The organism is Alteromonas macleodii ATCC 27126, assembly GCF_000172635.2.
In the GTDB taxonomy this organism is placed as follows: Bacteria; Pseudomonadota; Gammaproteobacteria; order Enterobacterales; family Alteromonadaceae; genus Alteromonas; species Alteromonas macleodii.
Genome location: NC_018632.1, coordinates 2,920,221 through 2,942,276 on the forward strand (window position 1 = coordinate 2,920,221; position 22,056 = coordinate 2,942,276).

Below are 22,056 nucleotides of genomic sequence, written 5' to 3' on the forward strand. Positions count from 1 at the left end.
TTAATAACTGGACAATACATTTACACAGCATCATTTAGCGCTCAATAAAACACCTTAAACAAAAAGAGAGCATCACAGCATGCTCTCTTTTCACCGTCCACAGTATCATACCAAGCTGCTCCCTTTCAGATTCCCACGCTTTACTAGGAAACTTGCCAGCGCCTTCTGAGTGAGCAATGATCTATGCAGATTGGTATTAACCTTAGGTTATCTCCCGCTTATCTTTTGCTAATCTGCACCTGATTAAACATTAATTCAGGCCTGATTAAACACTAAACTAGCCAATAAGTGCACAAGGCTGTCATTACTATCGGTAACGTCTATTAGCACACTATTATCTGTTTTACAGTGTTGTTGAATATGAATGTCACAGGGCAAAAACACGGGTTTTCTAAAGCGGCAATTTACTTCTTTTACGCTCATAGATTGTCTGAAGTCTTGATGACTTACAAACGCCGACACAGCGCGTGACAATGTCCACATGCCGTGTGCTATAGGCTGTTTAAACCCAAATGCTTTGGCAGATATTGCAGACAAGTGAATAGGATTATAGTCGCCAGAAAGCTTTGCATAGCGGCGACCTGTATTAGCCGAAGCACTAATTTCGCCGATGAGCGCCCTATTCTCTAATTCACAATCGTCATGTAAGTCATTTTTTGCACCAAGTGGAGCTACATGAACGGCTTTCACCTTCACTAAGTAACTACTTATCGCCCTGTAAACCAGGTTCCCTGCCTGCAGCGCCTCTAACATTACATCTACTTCCCAACCTCGGTTATGCGGTCTCACATCGTGAAAGCGCACGCGACATTCAAAGGGTTCGCTTAAATCGCAATGGTCTATTACCGATACTTTGTTAGCGGCGTGGATAAGGCCAAGCAATGGAAATGGGCTTTGTTTGTCCAGCAAACACTGCATTTGCAATGGTAAGGAAAGCATCTGCAAATAAAGTGGATGGGCATGCTCATTTGCCGGCCAGTCATCTTCCTGACAAAAAGAAGCGTAGTGCACATTGTCGACATTGAGCGTTTTGGTATAGATGCGCTGAGGCAACGTAGGCGGTTTAAACTGCATAAGCTGCCTGGCGTCAACGCGTTTAAATAACGCTTTGGTATACTCACGAAACATCTTTTTAATTCCTTTAAGGCGTTGCTTTTCGGGCCAAGATAATGGCTCTAGCCAACCGGCGATAGTCTGCTTCGCAGCACTCACCTTTTAAGATCCAAGCGAGATGGCTATGATCTTTTTCAAACCATCTGCGTTTTTGGCGCAGCACATTGATACACAGCCCCCAAGTAAAGAGCTGGGAAGAATGATGAATGTTCATTGATGTGCCGTCGACCTGAGCATCAACTAGCAAGCTACCTTTTGGCATGCTTTGCAAATCCAGTGGGAGCGTGCTGTCGTCAACAACCCGGATAATACCATCGCTGGTCAAAGAGAGAGCGTATTGAGTAGCAGAAATTTTGTTACTAAACGCGTCATAAAGACGCCAGAAAATAACTAACGTGGTTGCAACAGCAACAAGCGCTATCAATTTTGAGAAGCTCAGCCAAGACCACAAGTATTGAGGAAGGCTGCACAATGCTGCGAAAAGACAAACAGCAACGCATACTTCCCCAAATAACCTTCTAAACCTATTGTGCGTAATGCAAATTCTATACTTTGACACGGTTGACGATAGTCGCCACCATGGCGGCTAGTTCAGGGTCTTCGCACTTTTGGTGTCCCATGATCCATGCAAACAAATCAGGGTCATCACTGGTAAGTAAACGTTCAAATGTTTCTTGATCTTCATAACTTAAAGAATCGAAGGCTTCTTCCACAAAAGGAAGTAAAAGTACGTCTAATTCTAGCATGCCTCTGCGACACGCCCACTTTAATCGCGCTAATCTTTTTGGTTCAAACATATGTCTTTCATACCGTTTTTTATTCGCTAACAATAATACCATGCCCTATGCGTGGGGATCACTGCTCTTTTGGTCAGATAGGCAAACTAAATAGAACTTAATCTGCGCACATTCCCATGTATTGCCCTTGAATATTGGTGGTTTTACCATACCTTGAGTACATACAGCGAATTTTACAGTGGTGAATATGACATCTATCGCATCATTACAAAGTCTTCCAAGTGAATTTGTGGTCAAGCTTTCAAATGCCATGATAATTTCTTTGGAAGGAGAACAGGCCGACAGTTACCTGCAAGGGCAAATTACGGTCAACATTAATAAGCTAACCGAGAATACTGCCAGGCATTTCGCCCATTGTGATAATAAAGGCAAAACGTGGTCTACCGGGTACGTAACTCGCCACCAAAACAAATTATTGTTGGTTACCAATGAAGATGCGGGTAGTCATTCATTAGCACAGCTTAATAAGTATGGTGTGTTCTCTAAGGTTGATATTCTCGACGACACACGAACATACAGCGCTTATTTTATTTCGCTTGATGCAGTGAAAACTAACGAAGTAAAGGCAGCGTTAAGCCAGCTTTTCTCCGAAAACGAAGTGGAACGCCTTCTTGAGAGCGATACTCCTGACAATGGTTCTCTTGAAAAGGTCGAGAGCGAACACGGCGTCGCCTATTTTGCCAATACTAGCTGCAAAGGAATTATTGTTCTTTTAGATGATAATGGCGCAAAGCAAATAAATTCGTTAATAGAGGCGCAAACCCTTTCTTGCTATCCCCAAACCGTGTTTGACGCTATACAAATTCAAAGCGTACACGCTTTAGTGCAAGGCGACGCAGTGGCGGAATACGTGCCCCAGATGATTAATGTGCAGGCGCTCAACGGTATCGACTTTGATAAAGGCTGCTATATGGGGCAAGAGGTGGTTGCGCGAACCCGCTTTCTGGGTAAAAACAAACGCGCCGCCTACAGCTTTAAGCTTGAAGGTAACGTAAATATTAAACCTGGCGATGCATTAGAAAAGCAGTTGGGCGAAAATTGGCGTATAGCGGGCAAAATACTCAATGTTGCATCGCTTGATAATGAAACCTGGTTTATTGCAGTGCTCAACAACGATACCACCAGCGAAGATTTACACAGATTGGCTGATAATAACGCCATTACCTGTTACCCTAATACTTTGCCGTACAGTATTGAGCAGAAAGCTAGCAATATTGTGAAAAAACGTCGATAAGCAGTTTTTACTGCATTACATTTATTGCCCTTTATTAAAGGGCCAAGATAGGATTTGTTATGACAATTACTTCTGACAGCGTTGTAACGCTACACTACACCGTATCTACCGAAGACGGCACAACGCTAGACTCTTCAGAAGGGAAATCGCCACTAGTAGTACTACTAGGCCGTCGCTTCTTAATTGAAGGACTAGAAGATGCACTTATTGGTAAATCGAAGGAAGATAGCTTCAACGTTTCAGTAAACCCTGAAAAAGCTTACGGTGAACGTGCTGACGAACTTGTACAAACTGTACCACGCTCAATGTTTGACGGTATGGATGTTGAAGTGGGTATGTCTTTCCGCGCAACTACGCCACAAGGTGAGCAATCGGTCATTATCATTGAAACAACTGACGAAGAGGTTGTTGTTGACGGTAACCACCCTCTTGCCGGTATTCCGCTAACTTTTGACGTAACTGTTGTTGACGTACGAGAAGCAACGAAAGAAGAGCTTGAGCACGGTCATGTACACAGTGAAGGCGGTTGTGGTCACGACCACTAAGTCACGTTGCTATTAAGCTTTAATAAATACTTAGTATATTAAAAAAGGAGCCATTGGCTCCTTTTTTTAATAAACACCATTTAATTAAATCGCGTCTTCGTTTTGTTCACCGGTACGAATTCGTACGGCGGTCTCAACGTTGTAAACGAAGATTTTCCCGTCGCCAATTTTGCCTGTCTTAGCTGACGTTTGAATAGCTTCAACCGCTTGCTCAACGCGGTCATCGTCCAGTACAAGCTCAATTTTGATCTTGGGTAGGAAGTCAACTTGGTACTCAGCACCGCGATAAAGTTCAGTATGGCCTTTTTGACGACCAAACCCTTTCACTTCTGACACTGTCATCCCTGCGATACCGACTTCAGCTAGCGCTTCCCTAACATCGTCCATTTTGAACGGTTTAATGATAGCTTCAATTTTTTTCATGACTACAACTCATCGTAAATTGTTGGAATTGGCACACGTTTATGCTGTGTACGCTCATAAATATAGAGCAATTTCTCTTCCACTTCCGCAGAAACTGGCTTTCCTTCCAAAAAGTCATCAATTTGGTCGTAAGACATGCCCAATGCTTGCTCATCGGCTTTTTGCGGAGACAGGCTTTCCAAGTCAGCAGTTGGCGCTTTAGTGATGACGTTATGTGGTGCACCCAAATGGGCTGCCACTGCACGTACTTGGCGCTTACTGAGACCAAACAACGGCGCAAGGTCACATGCACCATCACCATACTTGGTATAAAACCCTGTAATATTTTCAGCCGAATGATCGGTACCTAAAACGAGGCCATCAACCATCCCAGCAATTTCATACTGGATAACCATACGAGTACGTGCTTTAACATTTCCCTTCACAAAGTCTTGTTTCGCTTCATTGTCGGGAAGAAGGTTAGCACTGGCAAGCGCTTGTGAAGTAGACGCATGAATAGCATCTGCGCCAGGTTTTACATTCACTGCAAGAGAATGAGAGGGCTGGATAAAGTCGATAGATTTCTGTGCATCGTCTTCATCGGCTTGGGTATCATAAGGTAAACGAACCGCGATAAATTGGTATTTTTCGTGGTGCTCATCGTTTAATTCATTTACTGCTAATTGAGCTAACCGACCCAATGTGCATGAATCAATGCCGCCACTAATACCCAGTACCAGCGAATTTAAACCAGAAGTAAGTAACTGCTTTTTTATGAACGAGACTCGACGTGCGACTTCGTACTCTACGTCAATTTCAGGCAGCACTTTCATTTCATCAATAACTGCTTGTTTTTGCATCATTATATCCACGTATTTTTGGGGCGTCCTGGAACTTGATTCTACGACAATCTGACCGCAGATGTTAGTGGTATCCGCGCATCTATTTGGATTTACTCTTCTGGTATTGCAGTTGTGCAGCACTTAAGGTCAGCAATTTATTTATTATTAAGTTGAGATTCAAGCACAGCAGAACGACAAGCCATTAAACGTAAGGCGTATGGCCAAATATGCGGTTGCGCGGTAAAACATACCTTTGCCAACTCAAATTAGTTTACCCTAAAATATGAGTAAGTAGCGTAAAATTATGGCGCTACAACATTACATTGGAGAAAGGCGGCGCAAAAGCAAACCCTCCTGTTTCTCTTTATAGCAACGCGTGGAATCGAATACCGTTTATGACAAACACTAGGCTTACAGCACGACTATCCATAATGTCGAGACAGCAAGGACTAACCCTTCTAGAAATGCTTGTTGCCGTCGCTATTCTTGCCATTATTCTCACCACAGTTGCGCCTGGCATTCAAAATATCGTAATCAAAAATAGAATTACCTCTGACTTAAACAATTTAAGTGCAGTGGTTCAACGCGCTCGCTTTTCTGCGGTAGACGAACAAACCAACGTAGTGCTGTGCCCTACGCAAAACTATACAGCCTGCACGTCGAGTTGGCGCAATGCAAAAATGGTGTTTATAGATGCAAATGGAAACGGCGGCCGGGATAACAATGAGGTCTTAATTGTAGCAAGCGATCCACTTAGTAATGCCAATACCATCTCCGGTATAACCGGCAGCCTTATCTTCGACGAGCAAGGCGGAATAGACCGCGCCGCAACCATCACCTTATGTCCCAATAACAACGATGCAAACTATGCATCAGCACTTTTATTATCGCTTTACGGAAGAATATCTGTTGCCGTAGACAGTGATGACAACGGCAAAAAAGAAGACTTAGAAGGTAATGAGTTAAGCTGTAGCTAACCGTTCACTTTTCGTATCGTTAAGTTTCGAGCATTTTCTTACCAACATTCTGTGGGCGTCAGTGCGTCTTCACGTATTTTTATTACTCTACAGCTGTCCGTAGATGCTCTAGATGTCAGTGTAGCACTAATTTCATACATTCCCGTGTCGCTGATGGTTTGTGAGATGCGTACGCTGGCTATTCCAAAGGGTGGCAACGCATCGTGCGTTACGTACTCGCCTGTGAGTAGCCAACTTCGCGACTGAATTGCTTGGGCAGACAGAAGGTACACTTTGACCTTGTTGAGCTGACTTAGTTGTTTGCTAGCGGTAATTGCCGACGTAGTCGCAACGCACAATATGCCTGCTATAGCCGTTGCAACCAGTATTTCTACAAGCGAAAACCCTTCAGTCAGATGATGTTGTATGTACGCTTTATAATTCCCTTCCATGGTACAGCTATCTCTCTAATTGAATTTCAGTACATTGAGATTACCAATATGAATTAAGCAGGGTAACTGGACTTACGCATGGCTTTTCACGCTTACACATCCAACAACAAGCTAAGCATTCCACAACGGAGATTGAATGGGTTTACGCTTTTAGAAATGCTAGTTGTACTGGCAGTAATCAGTCTCCTATCGTTAATTGCTATTCCTTCATTTGATGCATGGAATGAGCGAAATGCCTTTAAACATGCTGCCACCGGAATAGCCTCACTCGCAAAACAGGCGAGAATGAAAGCACTAATAAACAAAAAGAACATGTTCCTGATTGCGCAAATTGAACACAATAGCTGTGTACTCGTGAGCGAAGAAGACTCGTGCTCTTGCGCCACCCGCCCAAGCTGTGCCTTGACTGAGTCGAGTTTCTTGTCACTGCCTTCGCGGTGGAATACAGAATTGAGCACAACCAATAATGAGGACAAGATTGTCGCGTTCAATAAAAACGGTACCCTCAATTTTGCGAGTAATACGACGCTAACGCTTTCAAGCCAGCGCTTCAGGGCAAAGTTAGTTATTAATACATTGGGGCGAATAAAGCTATGTAGCGTTCAGTCTATTTCTGGAATAGCGCCATGCTAAAACATGTAATGCGTCGTGGCGCAATCAAGCCGTATTGTGGATATAGTCTCACCGAACTGCTGGTGGCCTGTGGCTTGGCAAGTATAGTGATTTCAGCCGTTGCAACTCAAGCGGCGCGGTCGCACATTGCACACTCATCAATTCAACACGCTACCAGCGTAGAAGACGACATACGTGCGCTACAAAGTACAATTACACAACACCTAAGCAAAGCGGGTTTTGTTTACTCCCCTAACACCCTATCACCTTTCGGTGCGACCACAATCGAAAATACGGTATTCGAAGTAACCACTGGCCACCGCGCAAATGAACCTGAAAATAGCTGTGTTACCTTTTCTTATGATAAGAACAAGGACGGCGTGGTATCGCAGGCTCAGGGGGAGTTTTTTGGATACCGATTGCACGACAATGCCATCGAGTACCGAGTAGCAGGACATTCCTGTATTCAAAGGGGTTGGTACGACTTAACCGATACGCAAACTACCGTTGCCACCAAATTCACGGTTAACCGAAGGCACAGCAGTAGCTGGGGAAGTGCCTATGAAATTGAAATAGAGTTGCACAGTAAAGTTGATCCTACCGTCAAAAGCGCCAGAACGTTCATAGTTGAGGCTGTCAATGCCTACTACTAATTCCGAAATGCAGTGCCCTCAAAGAGGCAACAGAAAAACTGAGTTTAGAACAAGCCATGGAGGGGTTGTACCTACACGCCATACTGCACCGCTTCGTTTTCAGCAAGGCATCGCCGTGTTGGGAATTGTGGCCATATTATTAAGCGCTATTACCTTCTCAGCTATAAGTACATCACAGCAGGTTCAACAATTTTATACGATTGAAAAGACAAAGCGGGATACCGAGAAGGCACATGTTACACACATGCAGCAAGTCAAAGAAATCGCCACGTTGTTACGAAGTCATTCGGCCTCGCAAACGTTGAATAGGATAGACACATCCAATGCAACGATACTTATTGAGCAGACCGATTTAGTTGGTGAAGAACAGCAGCCTTTGCAACACTTTGACGTGCGGGTTTCCCAAGACGAAAGTAATATGATTTACACAGCTAAATTTCTGCGCTATCCGTCACTGTTAAGGCTACCTACTTCAACTCAACAATTATCATGGGACAATCAGCTTACCGAATGGCTGTTTAATCGAAGCATAGAGCACCTGAGTGCGACGTATTTTCCTCAAAGCGTTGCTAAACAGGATTGTGTGAACCTTCCGCCTGCCAGTATTTTCTGGATAGAGGGAGATTGCCAATTGGATAACGAAGATATAGCACACTCAGACGAAAACCAGCCTTTAATGCTACTGATAGTGGATGGCGACCTTTCACTTCACGCCGATACGCAATTCCATGGTTTGATAGTTATGCTTTCCACCACTCCATATACGCACACTTTGCATGTTTCACCTGAGGCATCTATAAAAGGCGCTTACGTTTCCAACCACCCCTTGAACACGAATCTTGATGGGCCATTAACACCGTCCACCGCGGTGCTAAAAAACCTTCAATCGCACACTACACTCGCTAAAATTATCCCTATCCCGGGTTCATGGTATAGGAATAACTCAACAAACGATTGAGCTGAATATTAGGTAAACGAAAAACCAGAAATAGAGGATCCTCAAAGATGCCTAAATTGAAAAATACAGGAAGTATTTTAATTGAAGTGTTGCTGGCACTGCTTATTTTAACAAGCACTACCACCTATCTACTTGCCACTCGCATTGATTCTAGGCTTCTCTTTCAAGTGACTTTGGATGAAAACGCTGAGCACAATGTCTCATTGAATTCGGATCGACTCGCTCTAGTTAACGACCCGGTTGACCAACGTTGGGATGACATCGCAATATTTGGTGAACCGTCATTACTGGTAATTTCAGCCCAATAGCACATCAACGCCACGTTTTTTAAGGCGTCAAAACGACCTGTGGCATTAATCGCTTAACGAATATCTACCAGTATTAATAATTAGCATGACCAGCAATATTCATCGGACTCAAGGGATCCATTGTTATTTTTATCCCAACCCTTTCTCCCATCACTGAAGTAAAACAACGTGCCATCTGATGCTTGACCTGTGCCGCTGACTGGCGTTGCCCTCAACTCATAAGCTGTTGCGCTGGCCGCTTGTATAGTTAAATTATAACGGCGATTTGCTTGGGGCTCAGAAGACGGAGAATAAGTAGAAAAAACGGCTGGCGCGCCGGTGTTTGCGCCACCACTTGCCGCACCTTCATAACTGAAAGAACCACTGTGATGACGTTCCATTGCAGATGCGAACCCCAACAAGTCAGCCTGCCCTGTGCCGCGGTATCCATCGGCAATAACACCTTGGTAAGAAGGGTATGCAATGGCGGCAATAATGCCCACTATCGCCACAACTATCATAAGCTCAATTAATGAAAATCCGCTCTCTGTTTTTTTATGCTTCACAATTATTCCCTCTCTGTTTCTGAGTGCCAACTACCACGCTGAATTCGCTCGAATCTTCCGTAAATATTTTCAGCTAAACACTCAAATGCGTTAGTACATGCCTCGTCGTTGCCATCTTCATCAACGTCAATCACTGCTGAGACACATTCAGTACCCAAGCAAACCACTGGACTCACAATATCTTCTATAAGAATTTTGGTCTCTGGTGCGATGCCAGTTTGTTTCAATTCTGCTGAGCGGTCAGCGTCGTTAACTTCTCCGTCATTATTTACATCTGTGACGGCGTTGCCATTAAACATACTGACTAAATAAGCGCGACTATTACCCGTGGGCGGAGCACATGCACTGGTACTACTCACCGCCGGAACATAGGTCGTAAAGAACACCTTGTAATCGATAATTAGCGGAGAAGACAGTACCTTTTCACCGTTAGTGGTTAAATTCAAATACCACCCAGCCTTGTTAGCAAAGTCCTGTGAAGCCAACTCGCGCTCCCCCTCGTCACTACTATTTAAGGCATGACTCGTGGCGTTGTACATTCCACTCTCATAAACCGTTTGCATAAATGTGTAATTCCCATTTACATCACGGTTAAATACGCCGCTGTCTTTAAGCATATAAAAGTTGTCTTCAACTACGGTATCTAGCGGAGATGCACGCCATCCACTGCCAAGGGCTATGCCATAATACAACTCATCGCCTAGCGCTATCTCTGTTACGTCTGGCCCATAGTAGAAATGTCGGTTGGTTTCTGCTGTGTCGCCACCGAAGTCGGCAATGCGCGCGCCTTTTATAAAATTCGTACCTGAATTTCCATTATAAATGTCTAACCTGAATAACTGGCCGCCCATATCGGCCACATACATATGGTCCGCAAACCCATCGTTATCCCTATCAATAACTGAAATTCGCCCTGGAACGCTGTAAGTCATATTCGTTAAGTTTAAATCCGCATCTTCATTACTTGCATGCCACAAGAGGCTGCCAGTATCAGCGTCGAACATAAACACAGCATTGCCAACGACATCATTTGCTCGAATAGCACGATCATCTTGTGCGTCATCGTAGCCACCGCCAACAATCATGACATTTTTAACTTGTCCGCCCATGTTCACTTTAGTGATTGTTGGTCTCGACCACGTCTGGCCCAACTTTGCCAGCGTCCCCGCCCCGCCTTCAATTTTGAATTTCAGCGTGGGTGAGGTCTTTTGCGTCACATCAAAGACATAATAATTACGTCCCCCCCTGCGCATACCAACATAAAGGTACTTGTTGTCTCCAACTGTTCTTAGAATCATGTCACCATCTAAGCCATATTTGTGCTCTAGCGATGATGTGTCTTTATAAAAATGATGTAGATTCTGCAGCAATGTTTTAGGCATGATGGCAAAGTTCTCTTCGCCTGTTGAAGTGTCGAATGAATGCAACATTCCTTGGTTGGTGGCGACAAAAATGGCCGAGTCGTCAGTACCGTAGTTAACAATTATAGGCTGAGAGTGAATGGGATCGCCCATTTGAGAGCGATAGTCAGTTGTACTTCCATCGCCGTTACTGTCTTTTACGTCCACGCCTCGAGTCCACTTTAAGATGGCATCTCTTAGTGCATTCGCGTCAGTTTCATCCTGAATGGCAAGGTCAGCATTCGTTATATTCGTATTGTTTTCGTGTAATTCATTGGCACTTCTTACAATGCTACCCGTATCATTGAACACGTATATATTTCGGTTCCCGCCCAAGCGACTGGCTGCTCCACCTTCACTCACCTCGCTGCCGTCAGCAAGGGTTGACCAATAGCTGTGTGCATTTTCAGCGAAGAATCCCGTAACGCTATCCACCGCATTTAGGCTGTTTTTATCGAGAATTTCATCACCACTTAAGCGATAACGTTTAAGGTTCCCAGGCCAAATCGCCCCTTCGCTCGGCTTAAACAATGCGAAGTATAATTCATCTCTATGGGTTAGACGGTTTAGCTGGTTAACCGCCACACCAGGCGACACAAAGGTTGCATTAATATCTTTTACAGAACGCAAAATAGTATTAAACGCCTCGAGCAAATCCGTACTGTTATCTGCCTGATAGAAACCACCACCACTTTGCAAAGCAAGCTGATTAAGGAAGTTGTTGGCGTTATTGTTCGCCGCAAACCCGATGGTGTGTGTAATAACCCTTGGGCCTATTACTGACGTTGACGCTTCACTGATATTTCTCACTAAATCTAGGCCGCACTTCTCACCGCTACTTCCGGTACAGCTTTTACCAAGTAACGTCTGAATTTTCGAAACACTGTGGTTGTTGTTCGCTTCACCGTCGGACAATAAAACAATGTGATTGTTTGTTTGACACTGTAGGTCAGACACCGGTGAAATGTAACTTGCCGGTGTTGGAATCTGCTCAGTGATACAGTCGCTGTCTGACAAGTTGTCTTCCGAGCAGCCCGAAGGCAAAATTGAATCTGCACCTATATAAGAGCTTCTGTGGCTCACACGAGTACTTCTTCGCACAGAGCTGCTAACGTCACTTTCCCCACGTTTTCGCCCATAATCTACGTCTCTACCGCCATAATAGTTAGCCGCTTCCAACAATGTGTCTACTATAGGGGTTAGACCGTTGGCGCTAAGCTCATCTATTTTGCTGATCAAATGTTCACGGACCGTTGCTGAAGCGCCAGGTGTCGCCGAGCCGTTAAACTTCACAATAAGCTTCGGTGCTTTAGATGGCGAGTTGTTATACGTATGCGCACCGCGGTACGACACAAAATCATCAAGAACAAAAGCCATATCGTTACCTGACCGCCAACCTGAACGATCAACAATTTGCTTAACAATGTTGCTCACGTCAGGCGTACGGTAGGTATAATTGTTGTAAAAATCAGGCATGGACCAAGTAATACCCGATGTTTTAGGCAAATTTCGTAAGCGGTTACGACGGTCTGGATGAAAATCAGACGCATCATCATCAGCTACGCCCCTAATACGCATGCTCGGGTTACCATAGGTCACCGTACTGTAAGCAGTAAACTCAAGATACGCTTCTGTTACTACAGCCCCTTGAGGAATGTTCACATTGCGAAATCGAACGCCTATGTAATCATTGTAAGATGGGTGGAAGGTCAGTTCACTACCGGTATTCGGGTAGCCGTTTACGTTCTCTTCCAAGTTATCTCGTGAACTGGCTACTTGATAAATTGCTTCGCCTTGAACACAGCCCGTAGCGGTAGAGTCATCATAAGTTACCACCAACTGTGGCGCACCACTTTGGCCTACGTCACTGGCTCTTACCTCACGAGAGCTTGCTGAATCGGTGCTAGAGCCTTCTATTAAAATATTAAGGTTCTTGCCGCCACACCATGCCGATAAATCGACGACTTCTTGAATGACTGCACTTATGTCAGGTGTGGTTATCACCTCGCCTGAGGCGGGAAAGCTATTGTCGGTTGCCCACTCAACGTTAGCCGCGGTCTTCGTTCGCGCACTCAAATTGTTCGAAGACGAAGCAAAGGCTGTACTTGATGCCGATGCTTCAGCTGATATAACAAGGGATGTACCCGCCACATTGAATTTTTCTGAAGTAAACCTAATACTGGCATTAACGATTGTCGCGCCTTGAGGTATGTTTAACTCGGTAAAACGCAGACCAGAGGTTACGGTTTGGGTACCGCTGCTTAATACAAGGTCATTGCTGTCAGTGGTAACGCTACCGTCTATTTCATGTGCGTCGTGATCGTCGTCGTTGGTTGAAATGATAATTTCAGGTCTTACCGCTTCATCTATATTGCGAACCGGATAGAGGATTGGGCCACCGTAATCCGAAAAACGCATCAAACCTGCGTTAATATTGGTCGCCGAACCGAGCGCTTCTTTTAGTGCATTCTGTACGCGCAACATTCGAGTTTGGCTGGTGTTATCGTACGATCCCATACTTCCCGATGAGTCCATGATAAACAGCACATTCGGGTTATAGGTTACGGCGTTATTTGCGTTGCCTAGGTAAATATCGAGGTCGTCACCAAACGCAGAGAAACCGATACAGCTAAATAGTATAATAGAGGCAAGGTAAGTCGAGAGTTTCTTCATATTAATACCTATTGAGACGCAGGGCCAAATACAGAGGCAGCCAAGCTGTTCGCCACAACAGAAGATTTACCCGCCACTTTCCCACATCCTCTGATAATGAATACATGGCAATTGACGTTGCTTCCACCAATCACGTTACTCGAGCCTCGACAAGCCTGCTCTCTGATAAAGGCAGTGCGCGACCAACTCTTTGACGAGGCCTCACTTTGATACGTGCCATCCACCACATGTCTGTCACCAACAGCAAGGCCGCCTTCAGTCATGTATCTGTCAGTCCACTCCCCGTCATCGAAACAGCTCATTGAATCTGCTTCAGGGTCAAACACGTTACCCTGCCGAGCTTCCGAGAGCGGGTCTGTCTTATTCGGGTCGGTAAGTAGGGTTTCATCTTCAGATTCAAAGAAAACGCCCGCGATCGCTGCTTCAGCAGCATCAAAAGCCAAACCACTTTGCTGCATAGACACTGCCATTTTAGACTGAGACAAGCTACTGGTTACCGCGCTTACCCCTAAAACAGTGATTGAAAGCAACACAAGAAGTGCGAATACCATCACTAAGCCTTGTTGTTTCATCGCGAACTCCTGACAAAATTTTTCATATTTCGAAGTGCCAACGTTTTTGAGAACACTTGATAATAATGGGCCGTGTCCATCGTTTTAGATGCTTCGTTTAACAGCGCATATTTCTGAGACTGTGTTTGTCTCACTTCATTTTGATAGCTTTTAAGCATTAGCGCCCAGCGCAGTGACACAACTTGTTGATTAAGCGCCCTTAAATCTTCAATTTCATCTGCGGTTACATACGAAACAGCTTGCCCTTGAGAATTGGTAATGCTGCTTGAAACGCCGAACTGCACTTGGAAACTTTCGACGTTATCGAGCAATGTTACGGTAAGGGGCGACACTGTCTGCACCTTTAGGCCACGAAGTACCCGACCATCATATCCTGTGCACTTAAGTGTACTGCCGCTTACAAAGTAGTGATTAACAACGTGAAACTCGAGACCGCCATAGCCGTGCTGGTTTCCAGTACAATCTTCGTCACTTAGTAGGCTCACAACCAGCTTATCACTGCCGCCACTAGAGGTTTGTATGCTGCCTAGTGTAGCGTTGGTAGCGAAATCCCCTGCTACAGCGATGGGGTGATTTTCCACATAGGCCGCTTCGGCAACGATATCAACGGATGTATCCACATCCGCGACTATCTGATCATAACGGCCGACTTCATAGAATTCTGCTGAGAGGCGAGCCATGATAAAGCGGCCTGACTCTTGTACTTGAGCCACGGCTTGATTGAGCTTATTCGTCACGCTACTACTGACGAGCACTTGAATAATCGCGCCTGATATCACTAACCCCAGCGTTAACGTAATCATTAACTCGACAAGGGAGAAACCCTGCTGTGGGCGGTGGCGACGTGCATTCATAATGTAATGTCCTTAAACACACATGCGTTACTGTCACCTTCAGATTCGTTACATCGCGCATTAAGGGTATAGGTCTGATTTCCCGAAGAAGCGACAGGCCACGTCAACAACACTTCTACACGAGAACCTGCACTACAGCTGTAAATATCTGCCGTATTGTTGTCGTCACACGATACCGACACTTTAGTTTGAGGATTGGTTTGTACTGCTGAGCACGATAGCGCCCAACCATCGTACTCAGCCATCTGTGCTTCAGTACAGGCCTGGCCTTCGCAATTTGGGATCCCTGCCGGCCTTGCCAGACAGTAGCAGTGATAAGGGTGAGACGAGCCAGAACAACTTAACGTGGCAAAATTATAGGTATCGCTAGAGAAGTACGCATTGTTGACTACCATGCCGTCTCCCACTGTTGCTGGGCGAGCGGCGGCTCTCAATCGTTCTGCAACTTGTGCTGCCACCATCTCGGCCTGAGTTCGGCTTATTGCGTCTTTATTGGCAAAAGAGCCCGTAAACTGGAGCGCAGCAACACCCAGTAAGCCCACAGCTAATATAAATAAGGTGATTAAGATCTCTATAAGACCTGCACCGTGTTGTGCGCGAATATGACTTCCCTTCACTCGCTTCATTATCACCTTTTCAGCAATCATCTTTTTTGCCATATACCTAACATTCAAATTGGTGTTATCACCAATGTAGTATAGTAAGACAAAAGCGTATAACACTGGGTATCAATGGTTATTAAAACGTATAATTTTCTGTGACCTGTACTAGCAAGCAAGTACAGGGCAGACTGTTCAACCATTTTATCTTTAAAGTAACCGGCTCTAAAAGGTAAGCGAGCTATAACACCGCTTTACGATGTACGTTTACGGTATAAAAGGCGCTACCTCAAAGCCGAACCGTGTAGCCTGTTCATGTTAAAATACCCTGTTCTAAAGGTATTATTATCCATTCGCAACTTGTTGAATTTCCAGTAGACAAAAGCATAAAAAAACACCGCAACTAAGTGTGGTGTTTTTTTATTTTGATAGTGAGGATAAATTAAACGACCTGCTTAACACGCAGCTCTTTAGGTACAGCAAATTCCACATTCTCTTCGCGTCCAGCACGCTCAGAAGCTGAAACAGCACCCCACGCTTTGAGCTTGTTTACCACACCTTGCACTAACACTTCCGGTGCAGACGCGCCTGCAGTAACGCCAATATGCTCTACACCTTCTAGCCATTCCTCTTGAATGCAATTAGCGTCAGCAATCAAATACGCTTTTGCGCCAATTTTTTCAGCCAACTCGCGAAGACGGTTCGAGTTTGAGCTATTCTGTTCCCCAACAACCAGTAAAACCTGACAATCTTGGGCTAGGTCGCGAACCGCGTCTTGGCGATTCTGCGTGGCATAGCAAATGTCGTCTTTTCTCGGACCATTGATTTTGGGGAACTTAGCGCGAAGTGCATCAATAACATCGGCGGTATCATCAACAGACAGCGTAGTTTGGCTGCAATAATAAAGGTTGGTCGGATCTTTAACTTCAAGCGTTGCCACATCAGCTTCAGATTCAACTAAATAAATACCGCCATCTTCATTGCTGTACTGCCCCATGGTGCCCTCTACTTCAGGGTGACCAGCATGACCAATCAAGATACATTCAGTGCCCGTTTTGCTAGCGCGGGTAACTTCCATATGTACTTTCGTCACTAAGGGGCACGTGGCATCAAAGACCTTTAAACCGCGATTTTCCGCTTCTTTTCTTACCGCTTGCGATACGCCATGGGCAGAAAATATAACTATGCTGTCGTCTGGTACTTCGTGAAGCTCATCAACAAATAGCGCACCACGCTCACGTAGCCCATCTACCACAAATTTATTGTGTACCACTTCGTGGCGTACATAGATGGGCGGCTCGAACATTTCAAGCGCGCGTTCAACGATGGTGATAGCTCTATCAACGCCCGCGCAGAAACCACGAGGGTTAGCTAAATGAATTTGCATAACTAGTTTCCACCTTGTGCTGACACGCCAGGTTTAACATCAATAATTTCAACGTCAAAGATAACCGTTTGCCCTGCTAGCGGGTGATTGAAGTCTACCGTAACAGAGTCTCCAGCAGCACTTCGAATAATCCCCGGAATCTCTGAACCGTCAGGCTGAGCAAACGCTAAAATCATGCCTTCCTCAACTTGCAAATCTGCACCAAAGCGGCTTCTATCCATATAGTGAATATTATTCGGATCAGACTGGCCGAATGCATCTTCAGGGCCTAATTTAAATGACTTTTTGTCACCTTTTTTAAGCCCAAGTAAACACGCTTCAAAATTCGGCGTAAGGCTACCGTCACCCATCACCATTTTGGCAGGTTTGTTGTTTACACGAGTACTGTCAGCGGCAGAGCCATCTTCTAGCTTTAAATCAAAGTGAAGAATAACTTCGTTATCAGCACCAATTATCAATGAGTCTGTCATAACCTTTCCGAATACTACTTAATGGTTTCGCTATTGTCCGCGGCACTGGCTCGCGCGTCTGCACCGTTCCCTTCACTTTTTTTGTCGCCATTTTTAAACATGTCGATAATAAGTAAAGCTGCGCCTATAAATATTGCGCTGTCAGCAATGTTAAACGCTGGCCAGTGGTAATTGTTTACGTAAAAATCTAAGAAGTCGATGACATAACCATGGACTAAACGGTCGTAAACGTTACCTAGTGCACCACCTAGAATAAAGGCAAACGCAACGGGCAGCATTTTTTGCGAACGGGGTGACTGCTTCAGCCACCACAAAATCACTACACTTACCACGACAGCAATGGCAGTGAAGAACCAGCGCTGCCAACCACCTGCATTTTCTAAAAAACTAAATGCGGCGCCGTAATTATGTACGTAAGTAAAGTTAAAAAACGGCAATACCTGTATCGACTGATACAACGACATACTGTCGATAACCGTGTACTTACTCCATTGGTCGAGGATAAACGCAATTGCGCTTATCCACAAAAACTGCAAGCCTGTTTCGCGAAAAAGCTTAAGCATAGTGGCGTTCTTCTCCATCACCGTCAATGTTTGTCACACAGCGACCACAAAGCTCTTCGTGACCTTCATGTGAGCCCACATCTTCACGGTGATGCCAGCAGCGAACACACTTTTCACCGCTTGCTTTATTAACGCTCAACCATAAACCTTCTACGTCTGTGGCTTTCGCATCAGACGGTGCACCGTCAACTTTAGTTAGCGTAACGCCTGATGTAATAAGTACGAAGCGTAGCTCGTCTTCAAGTTTTGCGAGTACGTTGTACAACGACTCAGTAGCATAAAGCGAAATGCTCGCTTCTAGTGAGCCACCTAGCTCGCCATCTTTACGCGCCTGCTCCATCGCCTGGTTTGCGGCGTCTTTTACGCTTAGCACTTGATGCCATAGGGCATCGTTAAACGTATCGCTTTGCGTGAAGTTGTTAAAACCTTCGTACCAGGTTTCAGTAAATACAAACTCGCTGCGCTCACCTGGTAGCGTTTCCCAGATTTCTTGTGCAGTAAAGCTGGTAATAGGCGCCATCCAGCGAACCAATGCTTCAATGATATGATACATGGCCGTTTGGCATGAGCGACGGGCTAGCCCATCTGCTTTAGCTGTGTACTGGCGGTCTTTAATCACGTCTAAATAGAATGAGCCCAGCTCAATTGAGCAGAAATGCGTAAGCTTCTGTGACACTACCAGCAAGTCGTAGTTGTCATACGCTTCGATAAGCTCTTCTTGAAGTGCCTTAGCACGAGCAACAATCCAGCGGTCAAGCGCGACCATATCTTCTTCTGCAACCGCATCTTCAACCGAGAAACCGTTCAGGTTCGCTAGCAAGAAGCGTGCAGTGTTACGTACGCGGCGGTAGCCATCTGCAGCACGCTTTAAGATTTCATCCGATACCGCAATCTCGCCGCGATAGTCAGTAGATGCTACCCATAGACGAAGGATGTCTGCGCCTAATTTGTTAGTGACTTCCTGAGGCGCCACAACGTTACCTACCGACTTCGACATTTTTCTGCCGTGGGCATCTACCGTAAAGCCGTGTGTTAGCACTTCTTTATAAGGCGCGTGACCGTGCATGGCAGTTGATGACATAAGCGAAGACATAAACCAACCACGATGCTGGTCAGAACCTTCAAGATATAAATCGGCAGAGGCCGGAATGTCATCGCGACGATCGACAACGAAGTAATGCGTTACACCCGAGTCGAACCAAACGTCTAGGGTATCGGTCACTTTTTCATAGTTGTCTAATTCGCTACCAAGCAGGGCTGCATCGTCGAGATCCCACCACGCTTGAATGCCTTTAGCTTCAACTTCTTGTGCCACCTTTTCCATTAACGCCGCAGACTCTGGGTGGATTTCACCGGTAAGTTTGTGCACATACAAAGGAATAGGCACGCCCCACGTACGTTGACGAGAGATACACCAATCTGGACGGCCCTCAACCATTTTCTCAATGCGGTTTTGGCCCCAGTCCGGGATCCATTTGGTTTGCTTAATTTGTTCAAGTGATTCAGCGCGAAGGCCTTTTTTATCCATGCTTACAAACCACTGAGGCGTAGCGCGGAAGATGATTGGCGTTTTGTGGCGCCAGCAATGCGGGTAGCTGTGCTCGTATTTTACGTTTAGGACAAGGTTACCCTTCTCTTTAACCGTTTCGATAATTTCATCGTTGGCTTTAAATACAAACTGACCTGCAAACAGCGGTGTGTTTTCAAGGTACACGCCATTGTTGCCTACCGGATTGTACACTTCGATATCGTATTGCTTGCCCACGTTAAAGTCGTCAACACCATGGGCTGGCGCTGTGTGTACACAACCTGTACCAGACTCAGTCGTAACGTGGTCGCCTAGAATTAACGGAACTTCAAGGTCTAAGAATGGGTGATTAACTTTAAGCTTATCAAGCGCAGCACCAGTACAGGTTGCCACTTCACGGAAATCTTCAACGCCGTAACGGTTCATGCAGCTTTCAAGCAGGTCCTGCGCTACCACTAGCCATTCATTTGAAGGCTGAACTTCAACAATCGCATAGGTAAGCTCTGGGTGTAAGCTGATTGCACGGTTGGCTGGCAGTGTCCACGGTGTGGTAGTCCAAATAACTACACCTGCTTTGTGTGTGGTTAAATCACCTTCAGACACACCAAACGCTTCTGCAATAGCAGCCACATCAGCTACTGGGAACTTAACGTCGATAGCAGGTGATACTTTGTCTTTGTATTCCACTTCTGCTTCAGCAAGTGCTGAACCACAATCTGTACACCAATGAACAGGTTTGAAGCCCTTTTCTAAGTGACCAGAGTCTACAATTTTACTTAATGCACGAATGATGTCGGCTTCAGATTTGAAGTCCATGGTTTTGTATGGGTTATCCCATTCACCAAACACACCTAAGCGTTTAAAGTCAGCCATTTGGCCGTCAATTTGCTTTTGTGCGTATTCGCGACACTTCTGGCGAAATTCAGCCGCAGTAACTTTCTTACCTGGCTTACCAACTTTCTTTTCTACCATCAATTCAATCGGCAAACCGTGACAGTCCCATCCAGGAACGTACGGAGAATCGAAGTCAGAAAGGTTTTTCGACTTTACAATAATGTCTTTGAGAATTTTGTTAACCGCGTGACCAATGTGAATATCGCCATTTGCATAAGGAGGGCCATCGTGAAGAATAAATGGCTTTTTGCCTTTTTTCGCTTCACGAATTTTGCTGTATACCCCTTTTTCCTGCCAGTCTTTAAGCATTTTCGGCTCGCGCTGAGCAAGGTTACCGCGCATAGGAAACGCAGTTTCTGGAAGGTTCAGTGTGGCTTTGTAATCACTCATAAAATTGTATTATCCGGTTACCTTAATTTTCACCCAATGCACTAACACATTGTGAAGGCGATATTCATTTTGCGATGTTCAAATTAAAACGCTGAATGTAAAAGGTTCAACGTAAAACTGTGTGTCGTTCTTACTAGCGCAAGGCTGACATTATATGTTCTAGCACAGTGACTTACTTACGCGTTTCGCGAACAAGGATCCACGTTTAAAAAAATCGAGCTCAATAAAATTAATACGCGCAAAAACTTTTCGTGACTTTATCACGTTTAACTATGCTAATAACAGACGCGCTTGTGCTGCATCTGCTTGAATTTGATCTTTCAACGCCTCAAAAGAATCAAATTTAATTTCATCTCTTATTTTTGCCATCGGAAACACCGTAATGGGCTTGCCGTAAAGGTCAGATGACAAATCAAAAATATGGACTTCTAACTGGTTTCTTACCCCGTTAACAGTAGGACGGGTACCAATGTTCGCAACGCCGTTATAGTGTTTTCCATCTACGTCGACACGAACTGCGAACACGCCGTGAATTGGCGTTTTTTGACGTTTTAGCATGACATTCGCGGTGGGAAAACCAATGGTGCGACCTTTTTTCTCGCCGTGAACCACCCTACCGTGAATAGCAAACGGGCGCCCTAGCATTTCGGTAGACAAACCGAAGTCGCTGTCAGCCAACGCTTCTCGCACCGCGGTAGAGCTTATTCGATGGGCATGCATGGTAAAACTGTGGGTGCTTACTACTTCGAAACCGTATTGGCGACCTGCCGCCTCAAGCATTTCGAAATCCCCTTTGCGGCCATTGCCAAAACGGAAATCGTCACCAACAACAAGAAATTTAACACCCAGTTTGTCCACCAATAAATCGTGAACGAAGGTATCGGCACTTTGCTTAGCAAACTCCGCGTTAAATCGCACAGCAAGCAGTCTGTCGACACCTTGTTGGCGCAGCAACTCGTACTTTTCGCGAAGAGGGCTTATACGCGCTGGTGCTTTATCAGGCATAAAGACTTCTTCAGGCTGAGGTTCGAACACCATTACGGTGGCAGGAAGTGATAGCGATTTCGCTTTTTCAAGCACGTTAGCCAACACAGCTTGATGACCACGGTGTACGCCGTCGAACTTGCCAATAGTGAGCACACACCCTTTATGGTGCGGTTTTACATTGTTTAGCCCGCGGATAAATTCCACTGTTAGCCACTACCTTTTAACTGCTAGAAAATCAAAGCTCGCGATTATAGCCGACCGCGAGCACAATACCAAGCACACGGGCCATTCTGGCTCCATGCTCTATTTCGCATCTATTGAA

At 45.2% G+C, this 22,056-nt stretch carries 23 protein-coding genes; 7 read left to right on the forward strand and 16 right to left on the reverse strand.

Going from position 1 to position 22,056, the window contains the following annotated elements; all coding sequences use genetic code 11:
- Positions 1–255: 255 nt before the first annotated feature.
- The 3 genes from MASE_RS12505 to MASE_RS12515 form a co-directional block, all read right to left on the reverse strand.
- The gene (locus tag MASE_RS12505; RefSeq protein WP_014950110.1) at positions 256–1,128 is read right to left on the reverse strand and encodes a MaoC family dehydratase; all 873 of its coding nucleotides are present in this window, start codon (positions 1,126–1,128) and stop codon (positions 256–258) included.
- Between the two features lie 13 nt (positions 1,129–1,141).
- On the reverse strand, positions 1,142–1,537 hold the full coding sequence (locus MASE_RS12510) for a hypothetical protein (RefSeq protein WP_014950111.1): 396 nt from the start codon (positions 1,535–1,537) through the stop codon (positions 1,142–1,144).
- Between the two features lie 121 nt (positions 1,538–1,658).
- On the reverse strand, positions 1,659–1,910 hold the full coding sequence (locus MASE_RS12515) for an FAD assembly factor SdhE (RefSeq protein WP_014950112.1): 252 nt from the start codon (positions 1,908–1,910) through the stop codon (positions 1,659–1,661).
- A gap of 187 nt (positions 1,911–2,097) precedes the next feature.
- Here MASE_RS12515 and ygfZ point away from each other — a divergent pair, with 187 nt between their 5' ends.
- Positions 2,098–3,144 (forward strand): CAF17-like 4Fe-4S cluster assembly/insertion protein YgfZ, encoded by a 1,047-nt coding sequence (gene ygfZ, locus MASE_RS12520; RefSeq protein WP_014950113.1) that lies wholly within the window; start codon positions 2,098–2,100, stop codon positions 3,142–3,144.
- A gap of 59 nt (positions 3,145–3,203) precedes the next feature.
- Positions 3,204–3,689, forward strand: coding sequence for an FKBP-type peptidyl-prolyl cis-trans isomerase (locus MASE_RS12525; RefSeq protein WP_014950114.1), 486 nt, complete (start codon positions 3,204–3,206; stop codon positions 3,687–3,689).
- A gap of 84 nt (positions 3,690–3,773) precedes the next feature.
- Here MASE_RS12525 and MASE_RS12530 read toward each other — a convergent pair whose 3' ends face one another.
- Both MASE_RS12530 and nadE read right to left on the reverse strand, forming a co-directional pair.
- A complete protein-coding gene (locus MASE_RS12530) occupies positions 3,774–4,112 on the reverse strand; it encodes a P-II family nitrogen regulator (RefSeq protein WP_014950115.1) in 339 nt (112 codons plus the stop codon).
- A 2-nt stretch (positions 4,113–4,114) separates the two neighbouring features.
- The gene (nadE, locus tag MASE_RS12535) at positions 4,115–4,951 is read right to left on the reverse strand and encodes an ammonia-dependent NAD(+) synthetase (RefSeq protein ID WP_014950116.1); all 837 of its coding nucleotides are present in this window, start codon (positions 4,949–4,951) and stop codon (positions 4,115–4,117) included.
- Positions 4,952–5,364: 413 nt separating this feature from the next.
- On the opposite strand from nadE, the gene MASE_RS12540 reads away from it, so the two are divergent.
- On the forward strand, positions 5,365–5,910 hold the full coding sequence (locus tag MASE_RS12540; protein ID WP_039228301.1) for a GspH/FimT family pseudopilin: 546 nt from the start codon (positions 5,365–5,367) through the stop codon (positions 5,908–5,910).
- 38 nt (positions 5,911–5,948) lie between these two features.
- Here MASE_RS12540 and MASE_RS12545 read toward each other — a convergent pair whose 3' ends face one another.
- Positions 5,949–6,341 carry a type IV pilin protein gene (locus tag MASE_RS12545; protein WP_014950118.1) on the reverse strand — a complete coding sequence of 131 codons (393 nt, stop codon included), beginning with the start codon at positions 6,339–6,341 and terminating at the stop codon, positions 5,949–5,951.
- A 78-nt stretch (positions 6,342–6,419) separates the two neighbouring features.
- Between MASE_RS12545 and MASE_RS12550 the strand changes: the two genes are divergently transcribed.
- Genes MASE_RS12550 through MASE_RS12565 form a run of 4 tightly spaced genes read left to right on the forward strand, consistent with a single transcriptional unit; the run spans position 6,420 to position 8,872 of the window.
- Positions 6,420–6,974 carry a prepilin-type N-terminal cleavage/methylation domain-containing protein gene (locus tag MASE_RS12550; RefSeq protein WP_014950119.1) on the forward strand — a complete coding sequence of 185 codons (555 nt, stop codon included), beginning with the start codon at positions 6,420–6,422 and terminating at the stop codon, positions 6,972–6,974.
- Positions 6,968–7,606, forward strand: coding sequence for a potassium:proton antiporter (locus MASE_RS12555; RefSeq protein WP_014950120.1), 639 nt, complete (start codon positions 6,968–6,970; stop codon positions 7,604–7,606). The genes MASE_RS12550 and MASE_RS12555 overlap by 7 nt, the downstream gene beginning before the upstream one ends.
- The gene (locus MASE_RS12560) at positions 7,593–8,564 is read left to right on the forward strand and encodes a hypothetical protein (RefSeq protein WP_014950121.1); all 972 of its coding nucleotides are present in this window, start codon (positions 7,593–7,595) and stop codon (positions 8,562–8,564) included. Before MASE_RS12555 ends, MASE_RS12560 begins: the two co-directional genes overlap by 14 nt.
- Positions 8,565–8,611: 47 nt before the next feature.
- Positions 8,612–8,872: a hypothetical protein gene (locus MASE_RS12565; protein WP_014950122.1), complete on the forward strand. Its 261-nt coding sequence runs from the start codon at positions 8,612–8,614 to the stop codon at positions 8,870–8,872.
- Positions 8,873–8,952: 80 nt separating this feature from the next.
- On the opposite strand, the gene MASE_RS12570 is transcribed toward MASE_RS12565, so the two are convergent.
- The 10 genes from MASE_RS12570 to ribF form a co-directional block, all read right to left on the reverse strand.
- Complete coding sequence (locus tag MASE_RS12570) at positions 8,953–9,417, reverse strand: type IV pilin protein (RefSeq protein ID WP_014950123.1); 465 nt, start codon at positions 9,415–9,417, stop codon at positions 8,953–8,955.
- 2 nt (positions 9,418–9,419) lie between these two features.
- On the reverse strand, positions 9,420–13,490 hold the full coding sequence (locus MASE_RS12575) for a PilC/PilY family type IV pilus protein (protein WP_014950124.1): 4,071 nt from the start codon (positions 13,488–13,490) through the stop codon (positions 9,420–9,422).
- Positions 13,491–13,498: 8 nt separating this feature from the next.
- Positions 13,499–14,062, reverse strand: coding sequence for a PilX N-terminal domain-containing pilus assembly protein (locus MASE_RS12580; protein WP_014950125.1), 564 nt, complete (start codon positions 14,060–14,062; stop codon positions 13,499–13,501).
- Positions 14,059–14,916 (reverse strand): PilW family protein, encoded by an 858-nt coding sequence (locus MASE_RS12585; protein WP_014950126.1) that lies wholly within the window; start codon positions 14,914–14,916, stop codon positions 14,059–14,061. The genes MASE_RS12580 and MASE_RS12585 overlap by 4 nt, the downstream gene beginning before the upstream one ends.
- Positions 14,913–15,563: a PilV family protein gene (locus MASE_RS12590; protein WP_080589202.1), complete on the reverse strand. Its 651-nt coding sequence runs from the start codon at positions 15,561–15,563 to the stop codon at positions 14,913–14,915. Before MASE_RS12590 ends, MASE_RS12585 begins: the two co-directional genes overlap by 4 nt.
- A 394-nt stretch (positions 15,564–15,957) precedes the next feature.
- Positions 15,958–16,902, reverse strand: a complete 945-nt coding sequence (gene ispH, locus MASE_RS12595) for a 4-hydroxy-3-methylbut-2-enyl diphosphate reductase (protein WP_014950128.1) — start codon at positions 16,900–16,902, stop codon at positions 15,958–15,960.
- 2 nt (positions 16,903–16,904) lie between these two features.
- Positions 16,905–17,372, reverse strand: coding sequence for an FKBP-type peptidyl-prolyl cis-trans isomerase (fkpB, locus tag MASE_RS12600; protein WP_014950129.1), 468 nt, complete (start codon positions 17,370–17,372; stop codon positions 16,905–16,907).
- A gap of 14 nt (positions 17,373–17,386) precedes the next feature.
- A complete protein-coding gene (gene lspA, locus MASE_RS12605; protein ID WP_014950130.1) occupies positions 17,387–17,935 on the reverse strand; it encodes a signal peptidase II in 549 nt (182 codons plus the stop codon).
- Complete coding sequence (gene ileS, locus MASE_RS12610) at positions 17,928–20,747, reverse strand: isoleucine--tRNA ligase (protein WP_014950131.1); 2,820 nt, start codon at positions 20,745–20,747, stop codon at positions 17,928–17,930. The genes lspA and ileS overlap by 8 nt, the downstream gene beginning before the upstream one ends.
- A gap of 270 nt (positions 20,748–21,017) precedes the next feature.
- The gene (ribF, locus tag MASE_RS12615; protein WP_014950132.1) at positions 21,018–21,938 is read right to left on the reverse strand and encodes a bifunctional riboflavin kinase/FAD synthetase; all 921 of its coding nucleotides are present in this window, start codon (positions 21,936–21,938) and stop codon (positions 21,018–21,020) included.
- Positions 21,939–22,056 lie beyond the last annotated feature (118 nt).